This window comes from Paenibacillus camerounensis (assembly GCF_000723885.1).
Lineage (GTDB): Bacteria > Bacillota > Bacilli > Paenibacillales > Paenibacillaceae > Paenibacillus_AQ > Paenibacillus_AQ camerounensis.
In genome coordinates this window covers 60348-75034 of sequence record NZ_CCDG010000007.1, presented here as the reverse complement: position 1 = coordinate 75034, position 14687 = coordinate 60348, and the positions used below count along the sequence as shown (strand labels likewise).

The following is a 14687-nucleotide window of genomic DNA, read 5'->3' as shown; positions in this document are numbered from 1 at the left end:
GAATTAAAAAAAAAAGAGCCTGAACCCCATCATTCGGGTCCAAGCTTTCATTATATTACTTCTGCACTAAACTCTCAGCTGCCTTAATCAGCTGCTCTTTCGTCACCACTGCAGAATCAGTCTGTACATGATAGGCAATCCCCTGATTCCCGGCTTCGCTAATCCAGGTCACATCCTGGTGGATACTGCTCTGTCCGAACAGCGACTGGTCATTCTTGAGATAATGTGCAGTCAGTCCGCCGATCGCGGCATCTTCAGCGGTTATCCCGGGCGGGCTCAGCTGGAGGATCGCAGGATTTACATCTTCCCCGGCAATTTGCCAGGTAACGTAGATCGTATCATTGGATGCATTCCGGTAGACTGACGTGTAGGTATCCATAAAATCATTGGCTGTGTCAGTGAGGCGCCACAGCATCTCACTTCCTGAAGCCGTACCTTCAGTCTTCAGCTCATCAAAAATGGAGTCGGCACCAATCCCCAAAGCGACTTGAAAAGGGGAGGCCTCCATCCCTTCTTCAAGGCTATAGGTTCCAAGCAGGTTGTCTGGAAGCTTTTCCTGAACTCCCTGCTGCTGAAGCAACGTTCTCCATTCTTCTGCCGGTACCTTCACCGGGTTATTGATACCATAAATGATCGGTGTCTCCCCGACAGTAAGGTCAAAATCACGAAGATATACGACCGCCGACTCTCCGGGTTTTAGCTGTTCTTGTACCTTTTTCAGCTCACCGCGGATTGCCGCCACATCCTCCTGCTTGAACTGCAGCTGCTGCTCCGTCCGGTTACTGACGGACAGCTTGCCTTCATAAGAATACAGCAGCCTGCTGCCGGCATAACCGAAGCCGCACAGCATTACCACAATAAGAGCAGTTAAGAGATATACGGACTTTTTTCTTTTCCTGGACATAAATGAGACTCCCCTTTGCTGCATCATCTGCTGCCTGTATTCCGCCGTAATCCGGTTATTAAGGCCCTCCGGGCTTCTCCGGGAATCGTGCTTGAACTCCTTTGTCAGCTGCTGCTCAATAGACAAAGCCATCACCCTCCTTTTCCATACCCTGCTCAGCGAACCGGCGGCGTAACTGCTTAAGCGCATGATGATGCCTCGATTTGACGGTACCTAACGGAACCTTCAGCAGCACGGCAATTTCCGTCAGCGGACAATCCTGATAATAGCGGAGTACGATAACCTCCCTGAGCTTAAGCGGCAGCGTCTGGAGCAGCGGAAGCAGTTCCAGCTGGTCATCCAGAGCAGTGAACGGCTGTTCAGCCGCCGGGTCTGCAGACCTGCCGGTGCTGAGCTTCAGCTTTTCCGTGATCCGAAAAAGACGCCATTCCCGCCGCTTCCAGTTCCGCACCTGCCTGATCATCAGACCGCTGAACCATGCGCCAAAGTTTTGCTGCGGATCATACGTATGCACGCTTCTGTATAGCTCAAGGTAGACCTCACTCATAATATCTCCCGCATCCTGCTGGCGGGGCGCAAGGTAGCTGATGAAGCGGTACGCGTGATCCCGTGTAGCTTCATATACAAACTGGAATGCTTCTTCCTCGCCCTGGCTCATCCGGATAAGCCATGGGTGTAAATCTAAATCCTTCATAGGACCGGCCTCCATTCAGGCGTTACAACGGATATTGGTCCGCTGGGGTTCAAAAGGTTCAAAGGGGTTGAAATTTATTATTGCTCAGTCCCACCATGCGTGATGCCGGGGTCTGGCAGTGAGTTCATCGGCTGAGGCACAAAAGCTGAGAAACTCCTGCCCGGTATCAAAATATAATTAGTATAATAACCCTGCTAGTGATTTTTCTCTCTATATTAAAATCCTATATATGTGCTACATTAGCAACAAATACATATTTTAGGAGGAAGTCTGATTGAAATTAAAACGGCTCTTATCACTCTTTTTATGCTTATTACTACTTTTTCCCGGGTTGCCTGTCCGGGCATCGGCACAGGGGATTCCGGATGTTGCAACATTTAGCGGAAACGGATTTGACGTGGAATTCCAGGTCATTTCTGATTGGGGAAGCGGCTATAATGGCCAGCTTTCGATTATCAATACGGGAACCTCCGCTATTGAGAATTGGTCCTTAGCGTTTGATTACAGCGGCTCTATCTCTGCATTTTGGACAGCCGATATTGTCCAGCATGACGGTAATCATTACGTTATTAAGAATAAAGAGTGGAATGCCGACATTGGGCCAGGGCAACGAATCGATTTGGGGTTCAGCGGTACCCCCGGGAGTGTAACAGAGGGGCCGTCAAATTATGAAATGGTCAGCCAGCAGCAGCACGCTGCACCGGCAGAATATAATATAGACTTTAAGGTCACAAGTGATTGGGGCCAGGCATTTAATGGAGAAGTTACTGTTACCAATCTAACCTACAGTCCGATTGAGGACTGGGTACTAGAGTTTGATTTTGATCGTACAATCGAGCAGTTTTGGACGGCAGAAATGCTGAGTAACAACGACAACCATTATATTGTTAAAAATGCAGGCTACAACGCAATTATCGGTCCAGGACAATCGCTGACTTTAGGTTTTCGGGGAAGCCCGGGCACAGTGTCCTCGAAGCCGGAGAATATTTCCGTTCTAAAATACGGGGCACTTCAGGATAAACTAACCGAAGCCCCGGCTCTTGCCATTACCACTAATCAGGCAGGACATTTCATCCTTTCCTGGAACGCAGACCCGGACGCATCCAAGTTCAGTATTATGAGAAAATCGGAAGAAGCCGCTTATTTACAGATTACAGACCTTCCTGCAGCTACTTCCTATGAAGACAGCAGTATCAATGATCCCGGCATATACAGCTATCAGGTCATAGCCCGGGACAGCCTGGGAACTAGCCTCGCTTCTAATGAAGTGAAAGTATATGTCACCGAGGAAGGTAGCGGTGTGCTGAACCCCGATACAAAAGATTCAGACGGAGACGGAATAACGGATCTGGAGGAGAGCTACTACGGAACCAACAGCAGCCTCGCCGACACCGACGGCGATGGCCTGACCGACGGTGAAGAGATTATGAAGCTGTATACTAGCCCTTTACTGGCAGATAGCGACAGTAACGGGATTACAGATGACCAGGAGGATTTTGATCATGACGGGCTGACCAACCTGGAAGAAATGAGTCTGGGTACGCTTGCCTGGGTTGCAGATACTGATGTAGACGATTTAAGCGACGGCGATGAGGTTCATTTATATCTGACGGACCCGAATAATGAAGATACAGATGGTGACGGATTTTTGGACGGATATGAGATTGCCTATGGAACAGATCCAAAGGCAGCAGACACTGATCAGGATGGAATAAAGGACGGAGATGAGCAAATCTCCGTGCAGGTAGAGGTGGCCGAAGCGGATAAGGACGCACAGGTTGAAGCATCAGCAACAGTTGAGACCAGTGGAGCAAACGCCGGGCTGATATCCATCACAAATGCCGGCGACGGAAATCCTTACCTGAACGCTGAGGTTCCGGGATACATTGGTGCTCCCTATGAGTTCCGTTCTGCTGGGACCTTTGACACCGCCACTATTCAATTCACTGTTTCTCCGGACAAATTTGCTGATTCTAGCTTTACACCAGCCATTTACTATTTCAATGAGACAACTAAAATGCTGGAGTATGTACCGAATCAGACCACCAATCAGACAGACGGGACTATATCAGCGACAGTTGAACATTTCTCCACTTATATTCTGCTGAACAAAAAAAGCCTGGATGAGGTTTGGGCAAAGGAAATGAAGCCTCCACATGAGGGAGATATCGAAAATGTAGAGCTTGTTATCGGCTTTGCCATTGACTCTTCCGGGAGCATGTCGTGGAATGATCCGAGCGGTCTCCGCAAGGTTACAGCCAAAGAATTTGTGGATAAACTCGATGACAACGACAAGGCAGCAGTAATTGACTTCGACAGCTCAGCTACAGTGCTTGCACCACTTACTGATAATAAAACAACCATTAAGAATGCAATCGACCGGATTGACGACTCAGGAGGAACAAGTCTGACCGCAGGAATGACGGCAGCCATAAACCAGCTTAAGAATAATAACTCCAAAACCAAATATGTTATTCTGCTGACCGACGGCGTAGGTGATTACAATACAGCACTGACGAAGCAGGCTGCCGATCTGGGGATTGTTGTCTTCACCATCGGGCTGGGCTATGATATGGATGAAACCCTGCTTAAGCAGATTGCAGCAGGAACAGGCGGCAAGTATTATCATGCATCAACTAATGCCGATTTGGGTGAAGTTTTTGAGCAGACTTCACAGGAGACAGTAGATCTTGGCAAGGATACCGATAATGATGGCCTTTCCGATTACCACGAGAAAAGAGGCGTGCGGACCAATGTTGGCTGGATTTATACTGATTACCAAAAGGCAGATACCGATGGGGATGGGGTTAAAGACGGAGCGGAACTTATCTATCAAAATGGCTACTTCCTTATGGTATCCAACCCGCTGAATGCTGACAGCGACGGAGACAGCATCAGAGATAACAAAGATCCTCAGCCAATGACTTACAATATCACCGATCGTACATTGGCGCTGACAGCGGGACTTAGCTACACCAACCTGGAATCCAAGAAAACCAAAACGGTAGGCAATGTCATAAACAGCGGGACTATCTTCGACAATCTGGAAAAGGATGATGCCCAGACGCTTAAGGACTGGAAAATTATTAACGCCAACGACTCCGGATTTATGAATGAAACCTGGGATGCACTCAATCCTTTCGCAGTATTTGATCATGGCTTGGGTACAATAGCAGTCAAGCTGCCTCGGACAGGAAAACCTGATGCAATTATATTGTCCTTCCGGGGAACAGAGCCCTCTGCCGATTGGGGACATGATCTCCTAGATGCAGATCTTTCAGGAGGATTATCCAAATTCACTTCCCAGTCTGACTACGCTTTTACCGAATATAAAAAGCTGCTTAAGGATTATCCGAATGCGGAGTTCTACCTCTCCGGGCACTCTCTGGGAGGAAGAATCGCTCAGGACGTATTGTACAAAATTTATGCCCGTAATCATCACATTTTCAAAACAGATATTCAAGAGCCTGAGCATTCAGCCACCTTTAATGCACTAGGCTATAATAAAATTGTATATTACTCTCTGCTTAGTCCTAATGTACTGAGCGATCTTAAGCCTAATTTGAATAATTACTCTTATAACTATGATTTGGTTGGCGGAGGATTAGGAATAAGTACGTTATTTAAGCGCATAGGAAATGATATTGGACCCTGGACGGCGCAGGATAAAGACGGTAACGTAATCGCAGCAAACAAAACCTGGTTTACGTTTGGGAATTATGATTTTTCAGGTTTACATGCGATTACGCTGTTCCATGATGATCCTTCCCTGCAATATCCGAATACCTCATATATCAACTAAGCAGGGGAGGAATGATCTAACTGTCCGACTATTTTAGACTATTTTTTAGAATCCATCTGAAGTTCTGGTATTTATCTGCCGCTACCTTAGTATGGGGTATCGCAGTCTTTGGAATTATCCTGCCGCTCATGGCATTCGGATTGTCCTATCATCTCAGTGATACAGCTACGGGTGTAATTCTGGCAGCTGTCGCACCATTTCCGGCGACAATGCTGCTCATTTTCCCAAATCATACGATTGCCCGGGAATACGCTGTAACCCATAACAGCAGGGGAGCAGGCAAGCTACTGGCACTGGGCCAGCTGCTGACAATGCTGCCACTGTATGCTTTAGAGGCCTCAGCATTTCTTTATTTTATTTACAGGTAAGTCCGGTTTGTTGTAATCTATAAGCCCTTGGCAGTCTGTTAGACAGGCCGCCAAGGGCTTATTTGTTATACTGGTGATAAGTGATATATTCTATAATTGGACAAAAAGCAAGCTACAAAGGAGCCCTATGCCCATCATTGAAATCATTTCCTGGATAATTACATTCGCCCTCCTGCTGTCCGTACTCTGGATTGTGCTCATAAGCTGGAAGAACGGGATCTCGCCGATGCCCGCCTCCGGTCCTGTCCGGCTGGCAGTGGCCGCAGAGGTACAGCGGATTCGGGGCTACGGCAATATAATTGAAGCCGGGTCCGGCTGGGGAACGCTGGGGCTGGAGGTGATCCGCCGTTGTCCCGGCAAGCGGCTGACCGGAATCGAGAATTCCGGCATTCCCCTGGTGTTCTCCAGGCTGCTTACCCTATTGTACACCCGCATGCTGCCGGACAAGGGTGCCGGGGAGGAGCTGCGCAAACGGGTTGTTTTTACGCGAGGGGATATTTATAACTACTCTTACAGGAATGCCGACATCGTGCTCTGTTACCTGTTTCCGGGAGCCATGGTGCGTCTGGCAGAGAAGTTCAGGCAGCAGCTGCCGCAAGGCGCGACGGTAATCAGCGTCTGTTTTGCCTTGCCGGACAGGCAGCCTGTGCGCGTTATTACCTGCAAGGACCGTCTGCGGACTAAGGTTTATGTATACCGGTATTAGAGGCTTTTATCAATCTCCCAGCTGAGTGCGTTCAGCAGGTAAAGTCCAGATTGGTGCCTAACCTGCCAACCGAGATTAGCCGTTTGAAATCCTCAACCAAGTCCATATGATATTCCTTGTCAAACACAAACCCTCCGGACAGGGTTGTGTCAGGCAAGCCTAAGCTATATTGGTATTTGGTAAGTGAATGCAGGATCGCAACGTCACCCCTTTTATTCGTACGCTTAACCGAGATCTTCAACTCCTCGGGCGACATTGCATTTAGGTCTGCATGTTCTAACGTATCCAAGTGTTCCAGCTCATGAACAAAACGCTGAAGCTGCTCCAGCTCGAACCAGATATTAAGACTACAACCAATAAACTTATTATTTACAACCTCAATACTGCAAGCCACACTGGGTAACCGTTCATGCATGTACTGTTCAAGATAAAAGGTGATGTATGACGCTCTATCGGATGAGTATATCCTAAAATCATAATCGGTCTGTCGGTTAAACATGGCTCCCCCTAGCGAATAAAATGATTTGAACTCCCAAAATGCTCCAAACCCGCTAATTTCATTCTAATCGCTAACCTCCTCGCAGCCAATACATCCTAACGGACTTAGCAGACCTCATTCTCGCAATTTCAGTCTACCGGCAGGTTTAACGGACTCCAGCGGCGTTATTTTCTCCGTATTCACCCTTATGGGCGCATTTTTGGCTAAATATCGTCATCTGATTCCGTTAGAATGTCCAAACGCCGGTAAATCAGCAAAGAACGACTCCTGGGTCTGTTAGAGCATCCCATACGCTACAGCTGCTACAAATGCCCCGTTAGAGCACCCCGGGTGCTGCAGTTGCTAAATGCCCCTTCTGCGCAAGTGCCCGCTTGCTACCCACCTGCTCCATCTCGCCACCCGCACAAAAAAACAGAGCAGCGTCCCCCAATAAAGGGAGACCGCTGCTCTGCTCTTTTACAAACACACTATTTCTTGTTCGCCAGGAATGCATCAATCTGTGCCTGCAGCTCGGTCTGGATCTTCTCAAGACCTGCGGATTGCAGCTGCTTGTTCAGCTCAGCCAGGCCTTTGTCGATGTCTTCGATTACGCCGTATTCCAGCGGAATGGCGTAGCGCAGCATCACGTTGCCGACGTTAGCGATTTCTGTCTTCACTTTGCTGTTGTCGAACACGAAGGTTTCCAGATCATAGTGGTACACGCTGGATTCCCAGCTGTTAACCAGATCGGAAGCTTCCTGCGGGAAGGCTTCATTGTCGCGGTTCAACGGCGAGTTGAAGTTCCAGTTGGAGAAGCCGGTATAGTTCGGGTTCTTCTCAAGCGCTTTGTATTTGTTGTCACCAACCGGCTCGTAGTGCACGCCGTTGATTCCGTACATGATCAGGTCGTGAAGCTGCTTGTCATTTTGCATCAGGTCGATCATCATCAGGGAGCGCTCCACATTTTTGGAGGTTGCATGGATGGATGTACCGTTCTGTGTCGAGATAGCGATCGATTTTTTCTTACCCTGGTTGATGTCGGCCAGTGCTACCTCGTAAGGGGAATTTTCCTGGCGCATCAGGGCCATGAGGGCACCCAGCGTACCATTGTTGTGCGTTATCGAAGCCGTTTTTCCTGCTTTGAAGTCAGCCTGATGATCGTTTTTGCTGTTCAGCACGTTCTTGGACCAGGCGTTATTGTCGGCGAGATCCTTGTAGTACACCAGCAGGTCCTTGAATTCCGGTGTTTCATAGACGTTGAATACTTTACCTGTCGGATCATCCAGCTTGAAGGCGAAAGGCAGGTCGAGATCGAACATATTCCATTCATTCTGCTGCTTCAGCAGAACGCGGTCCAGGTTATGATATTTCCAGTCTCCGGTCTCCGGAGTGAACGGGGCAACGCCCTTTTCGTTCTGGGCAATAGTTTTCAGGTAAGTCGCATAGGACTCAGGGCTGTTGATCTCCGGCAGATTGTACTTTTTACGCAGATCTTCGCGGTAGAGAATCAGCTTTTCAACAGACTCTCCTCTGTTCTGCGGAACCATGTACAGCTTGCCGTTCACCTTGGCCTGATCCCAGCTTACCTGCGGCATAACCTTCATAGTCTCCGGCATGTACTTGTTCAGCAGCTCGTCGGTCAGCTCCAGGAAGCCGCCCTTCAGAGACTGGTCATTGTAGCCGGCCCAGTTCGCCGAATAGATCAGGTCGAAATCCTCGTTCGCCGCCAGCTTCAGCGGATATTTCTGTGCCCAGTCAGACCAGTCCAGGAACTCGCCATCGATTGTGGCATTAATTTTTTCCTTCAGCACTTTATTGATTTCTGCGAACACGCTGTCATAATCGACCGGCTTAGGGCCGACAAAAATCATTTTGAGCTTCACTTCTTTAGAAGTATCGATAGCACCCGAAGCTGCAGGATCTGTTGCAGTCCCGGTATCCGTGCTGCCGCCTGCCTCTGACGCGTTATTAGTAGGCTCAGCCGGTGCATTGGCATTGTTATTGCCTCCGCCGCACGCACTTAGAATTGTAACGAAGGTTAAAACGAGCGCCAGCAGCATCATTCTATTTCTTTTCAGCATCTCAAGCCTTCCCCCTTGTAGTTGAATATGAAATCTATTGATAAACCGGATAACTCCGGGTTCATCCTTTGACAGCACCAATCGTTAGACCTTGGACGAAATACCGCTGCACGAACGGATAAGCCAGCAAAATCGGGCCTGTGGCTACAACCGTCATCGCCATTTTGAGACTTTCGGTCGGAATGGACGTGGTCACAACAGCACCTGCACCCATCATTGCCTTCCGCATACCGTCCATGTTGCCCAGCATTTTGTATAAATAGTACTGGAGCGGCATCAGATTCTCATTGGAGATGAACAGCAGCGCATTGTACCAGTCATTCCAGTAAGCCAGAGCGAGAAACAGACCAATCGTAGCCAGTGCAGGCTTGGACAGCGGCAGGATCAGGCGGACATAAATCTTGAAGTCGCCGGCGCCGTCAATTTTGGCCGATTCCACAATGGCTTCCGGGATACTGCTCATAAAAGACTTCATGACGATAATATAGAACACATTCAGCATCATCGGCACAATCAGAGCCATCGGTGTATCCTTCATATCGAGATAGTTAACGATCAGCAGGTACCAAGGAACGAGTCCGCCGCTGAACAGGGTAGTGAAGAAGAAGAAGAACGAAAACTTATTACGCCATTTGAAATCCCTGCGGGACAGCGCGTAAGCGGTCATCGAGGTCAGGAACAGCCCCAGCAGAGTGCCGGTCACCGTAACCCCGATAGTCACCAGATAAGCATTAATCATTTCCTGCGGGTATTTGAAAAGAATGCTGTAAGCCTCAGTGGAGAAGGCCGTCGGTATAAACTGATAGCCGTCCGTTACGATTTTGGTCTCTTCGGTCAGGGATGAGGAGACGACCAGAATGAACGGGAAGATACATAGCACGGCGAGAAGGATTAGTGAAACATAACCTATGGCTGAGAAAATTTTACGGTCAAGCTGCTTCATATCGTTACCTCCATTTCCTGTTTGTCCCTAGAACAGGGCGCGGTCTTTGTCGTATTTGCGGACAGCGTAGTTCACCGTCATGATGGTTGCGAATCCAAGCACCGACTGGAACACGCCTGCTGCAGCCGACATTCCGATGTCATTGGAAGTAATCAGTGACCGGAAGACAAAGGTATCGATAACATCCGTCGCGGAGAACAGCAGACCGTTATTACCGACCATATTGTAGAACATCCCGAAATCACCGCGGAATATGTTCCCGACCGCCAGCAGCACCAGAATAATGACCGTAGGATACAGGTTAGGCAGGGTTACTTTCATAATCCGCTGGAAAATATTAGCGCCGTCAATTTCGGCCGCTTCGTACATTTCTGTATCGATACCCGAAATCGCCGCCAGATACATTACCGTTCCGTACCCGAGACTCTTCCAGGCCGCTACAATCACCAGGATGTAAGGCCAATAGGCCGGCGTATTATAAATATCTACAGGCTCAAGGCCAAGTCCTCTAAGCAGCGCATTCACTGTACCGATATCATAATTGAGCAGGTTATAGGCAATCGCGCCAACTACGACCCAGGAGATAAAGTAAGGCAGGAACAGTGCCGATTGTGTGATTTTGCGGAACCATTTGCCTCCAACCTCAAACAGCATAATGGCAGCGAAGATCTGCAGGGCATTGTTTACCGTAATAAAAGCGATGTTATAAAGTGCTGTATTCCGCGTAACCCGCCAGGCATCGCCTGATTCGAAGAAAAAGCGGAAGTTGTCCAGCCCGTTCCACGCACTCCCGAAGATGCCGCCGGCGTAATCGTATTTTTTAAAAGCAATGATGATACCCGCCATCGGGATGTACGCGAACAGGAGGAAGAAGGCAACCGCCGGCAACAGCATCAGCAGGATAACCTTATAGTTTTTCAAATCACTCCAGAATGTATGCCCTTTCATTTCTGCACCCCTCTCTCTTCTATATTTCACATTATAAGCAGGACGGGCCTTTGGCATAATTCAGCGAAACAACTAAACTTAATACTAATTCAACGATTTAGTATAAATTGAACTTACGGTTTATTACGGTTGGCCGTGACTCCAGAGAATGTTTGGACTTCCGGCCGCTGTTGTCTGCAGATTTCATGATTTATACCGTTTCTAACGGTTGAAATCCGCAGACAGCCTATGCTTCCGATGCTAGCTTTTCTACGAAAAGCTTTCAGGCGGTCGCTACCGCTCCTCCAGTTCCAAAATTCCCCTCCGCCACTTCTCTCTTAATGTTTATTTAGGTTCAATTTATACGATCAAAAAAAAGCCCCCATCCCGTCAGGACAGAGGCTGCAACATTATATTTTATTCTGCTTCCGGTATTCGCCCGGGGACATACCCATGTACTGCTTAAATTGCCGGTTGAAATAGATGATATTTTTGTAGCCGGCCTGCTCGGCAATTTCATAGACTTTTTTGGTCGGGTCCTCCAGCAGCTCACAGACCCGCTTCATCCGCAGCTCGCCGACATAGTCGCTGAACAGGCTGTTCGTCTCCACCTTGAACAGGTGGCCCAGGTAGTTAGGCGAAAAATCGAAGTGGGCAGCTACCTCGTTCAGTGTAATCTTCTGATCCAGCCTTGCCTTCACATAGTCTGTAATTTCATCAATCAGCTTGCGCTTCTGCCGCTGGCGCTTCAGATAGAGCCGCTCCGAGAGCTCGAAGAACCGCCGGCGCAGCCAGGAGAGGATATCATGCACCGTCTCGAACTGGAACAGCACGAACGGCTGATGGGCATCCCAGTTCAGAATTTCATACAGATGCTCATTCATCTGCCGCAGGTCGGCATGCAGCTTGGAGGTGATCCGGATGATGATATCGTAGATATCATTTTTCTGCGAAATCGGGCTGTCTCCCGCAAACAGCTGCAGCAGGCAGTCATCGACGGTCGTAAGATCATATTCGAGCATCGCCTTCAGCATCCGGTCTACAATCTCCTCCAGATCAGAGGCGATTTTCTCCTTCGGATGCCATTCCGAGGCGTCCTGAATAAGCCTGTTTTTGCCGACAATCCATTTAATGCTCAGTGCAGCCTGAGCCTGCCGGTAGGAGTCATGCAGCTTGTCCGGCTCGGCCGCGTACATCCCCTTGCCTATGGTAACAGAGCTGGAGAATTTCTGATAAAAGGACCGGATCAGCTCCTCCAGCAGGGCAGTGAAATGCTGCTCCTGAACCGCAGCCAGAATAATAAAGTGATAGTCATAGCCGGTAATGACCATGCCCAGATTATGCTCCCGGGCAAACCCTCGGATAAAGTCTCCGGCGCTGGCGCTCCAGGCATACCGCTCTTCCTCGCTCCAGCCGCGGATCTTCCAGGCGATATCGTCCAGCTCAACAATTGCAACAGCCGACATTACCTGCAGGTACGGTGTAAGCACACCGAGAATATGGGCCTGCGCCGGACCCGGGGCAGCTTCACTGAACCAGCGCAGCAGCAGCTCCTGATTGACCAGCGACAGCGTCTCCGTAAGGGAGGTATGCTGCCTGCGCTCCTGCTCAATCTTGGCGCAGAGCCGGACCAGCATACCGTCCAGCTCCCCGTCATCCACAGGCTTCAGCAGATAGTCGGAGGCATTTAGCTGAATGGCCTCCTTGGCATAGTTGAAATCCTGATGGCCGCTGATGAATACAATCTGAACCTCCGGGTTCATTTGCTTAGCCTTGCGGGCGAACTCCACCCCTGTCATAATCGGCATCCGGATGTCAGAGAGAATAATATCTATAGGGTGCTGCTCCATTACTTTAAGGGCGGCAAAGCCGCTGGAAGCCGTTATGACGCTATGCAGCGGCAGATGGCTGCTTCCGGCCACGCGCCGTCTAAGCCACTCCAGATCAACAGCCTCATCATCCACCAGTAGTACATTTATCTCCACTGCCATAGTCCTCTACTCCCTCACTTCACGGATTTCCGCATTTTCTACCGGCAGAACAATCTGCACAGCCGTTCCGGCGCCGTAATGGCTGCCGATCTGAATTCCGTAATCATTGCCGTATCTCAGCTTGATCCGCTCCTCTACATTCCTCAGGCCGTAGCTGCCCGGCTGGAAGGAGCCTGAACGCATATTCCGCAGCGTATCCGGGCGCATGCCAATTCCGTTATCAATAACCTTCAGCTCAATACGGTCGCCCAGCTTCCTGCCGGTAATCCGGATGGCAATGCTCTCGCCGAACCAGGCATGCTTGAAGATATTTTCCACGAACGGCTGCAGGATCAGCTTAATGACCGGAACCTGCAGAATCTCAGGATCAATATCATAATAGACCTCAAAAGCACCGGCATACTTAACCCGCTGGATTTCCAGATACATCCGTACCTGCTCCAGCTCATTCTCAATGGAGATATAGACCTTTCCTTCGTTCAGGGTAAGCCGGTAAAATTTAGACAGTCCCCGCACCATCTTGGTGACCTTCTCAACCTCCCCGAGATTAGCCAGGCTCACGATTGCCGACAGGGTATTATACAGGAAGTGCGGGCTGATCTGGGCCTGCAGCACATCGAGCTCGGCCTGTTTTTTCTGGAGACCCTGGACATAGACATTACGGATCAGCTCCTGGATGCTGGCCGCCATCTGATTGAAGCTGTTGGCAATATACACAAATTCATCGTTCCCGGGGAACCCGATCCGTTTGTAGAAGTTGCCCTCCTGAAAAGAGCGGGCCAGGTAGACGATACGCTTGATCTTTTTGCCGGAGATACGGGCCACCAGGAACCCAATCGCCGCCATGACCACGAAGCTGATCGTGCAGACTGCACCGATGGCCCTCTGCATCCGGCTTGCATCCTTGTTGAGGTAGCTGTGGGGCACGCGCGCTTCGATCACATAACCCGGTATCGGAATATCCTCGCTGATAATCAGATATTCGTCCGGCTTAGCCGGCTTGTCCGGGGTGCCCTGCTCATAAATGGTAACGCCCTGAACCCTGTCCACCAGCCGCAGCTCCAGTCCCTGATCGACAGGAAAAGTGTCGAAGTTGCCGAACAGCTCGTCTATTCTGGCCGTAACCCGGATATAGCCGATCACCGACGGGGCAGCGTTGGAAGCAACGAGCTTGCGGAAGTACGAAATGTTGCCCAGCCTGCTGTCACTGTCCGCCTGCATCCACAGGCTGTCCTGGTTATTCGTAAGGATGGACCGGAACCATTCCTTATTCTCGATGACCCGCTCAGACATCACATAATAATCGCTTCTGCCGATCGGCTCAGACATATCATCTCCGGTAATCTCCAGCATAGCCTCATTAGCGGTATACAGTACAAGCCGCAGCTTGTTCCCGTACAGTTGCAGAGGCGCTTTCATATAAGGCACGATGTCATCGCGCATCTTGAGCATATTCTCAAGCGTATTGCCCCGGAACTGCAGCGCATTCTGAAAGTTAGTATTAAGAAACAGCGAATTGCTCATCCGTTTGATCTCATCGGTCTGGTATTCAATATTGCTCCTTGTCTGCTTCAAGGCTGTCCGTACATTCGTCTCCGCCATCTCGGTCCTTGACTCAACAAGCATTGTGTAGGCTATATAGCCGACCAGAAGATCAGTCAGGAGAACCAGGATCAGATAGGGGATCATCATTTTGTAGGTGAACGGAATGTACTTTTTATCCGGTGAGAATTTCTCCATACCTGGTGCTCCCTTGCAAAGGTGTAACAGCAGCTGGCCGCTGTTTGCATCCA

Annotated in this window: 10 protein-coding genes; 2 read left to right on the top strand and 8 right to left on the bottom strand. The window is 49.5% G+C overall.

Translation table 11 applies throughout. The features are described 5' to 3' along the window. Positions 1-55 precede the first annotated feature (55 nt). Together BN3772_RS03110 and BN3772_RS03105 are read right to left on the bottom strand one after the other, a co-directional pair. Positions 56-1030, bottom strand: a complete 975-nt coding sequence (locus BN3772_RS03110) for a hypothetical protein (protein WP_042196551.1) — start codon at positions 1028-1030, stop codon at positions 56-58. Next, positions 1020-1598, bottom strand: coding sequence for a sigma-70 family RNA polymerase sigma factor (locus tag BN3772_RS03105; protein WP_042196549.1), 579 nt, complete (start codon positions 1596-1598; stop codon positions 1020-1022). The genes BN3772_RS03110 and BN3772_RS03105 overlap by 11 nt, the downstream gene beginning before the upstream one ends. 274 nt (positions 1599-1872) lie before the next feature. Between BN3772_RS03105 and BN3772_RS03100 the strand changes: the two genes are divergently transcribed. Both BN3772_RS03100 and BN3772_RS03090 read left to right on the top strand, forming a co-directional pair. Next, entirely contained in the window at positions 1873-5400 is a 3528-nt protein-coding gene (locus BN3772_RS03100) for a cellulose binding domain-containing protein (RefSeq protein ID WP_052380355.1), read from the top strand. Positions 5401-5895: 495 nt separating this feature from the next. Beyond that, a complete protein-coding gene (locus BN3772_RS03090; protein WP_042196545.1) occupies positions 5896-6474 on the top strand; it encodes a class I SAM-dependent methyltransferase in 579 nt (192 codons plus the stop codon). 31 nt (positions 6475-6505) lie between these two features. Here the strand turns inward: BN3772_RS03090 and BN3772_RS03085 are convergent, their stop codons facing one another. From BN3772_RS03085 to BN3772_RS03060, 6 genes are all read right to left on the bottom strand, one after another. After that, positions 6506-6973 carry a hypothetical protein gene (locus BN3772_RS03085; RefSeq protein WP_042196543.1) on the bottom strand — a complete coding sequence of 156 codons (468 nt, stop codon included), beginning with the start codon at positions 6971-6973 and terminating at the stop codon, positions 6506-6508. Between the two features lie 467 nt (positions 6974-7440). Beyond that, on the bottom strand, positions 7441-9033 hold the full coding sequence (locus BN3772_RS03080) for an ABC transporter substrate-binding protein (protein ID WP_042196541.1): 1593 nt from the start codon (positions 9031-9033) through the stop codon (positions 7441-7443). 61 nt (positions 9034-9094) lie between these two features. Further along, complete coding sequence (locus tag BN3772_RS03075) at positions 9095-9976, bottom strand: carbohydrate ABC transporter permease (RefSeq protein ID WP_042181733.1); 882 nt, start codon at positions 9974-9976, stop codon at positions 9095-9097. Between the two features lie 27 nt (positions 9977-10003). Continuing rightward, on the bottom strand, positions 10004-10924 hold the full coding sequence (locus BN3772_RS03070; protein ID WP_042181735.1) for an ABC transporter permease: 921 nt from the start codon (positions 10922-10924) through the stop codon (positions 10004-10006). A gap of 389 nt (positions 10925-11313) precedes the next feature. Then, entirely contained in the window at positions 11314-12894 is a 1581-nt protein-coding gene (locus BN3772_RS03065) for a response regulator (RefSeq protein ID WP_244444668.1), read from the bottom strand. A 6-nt stretch (positions 12895-12900) separates the two neighbouring features. Continuing rightward, the gene (locus BN3772_RS03060; protein ID WP_042196539.1) at positions 12901-14634 is read right to left on the bottom strand and encodes a sensor histidine kinase; all 1734 of its coding nucleotides are present in this window, start codon (positions 14632-14634) and stop codon (positions 12901-12903) included. Positions 14635-14687 lie beyond the last annotated feature (53 nt).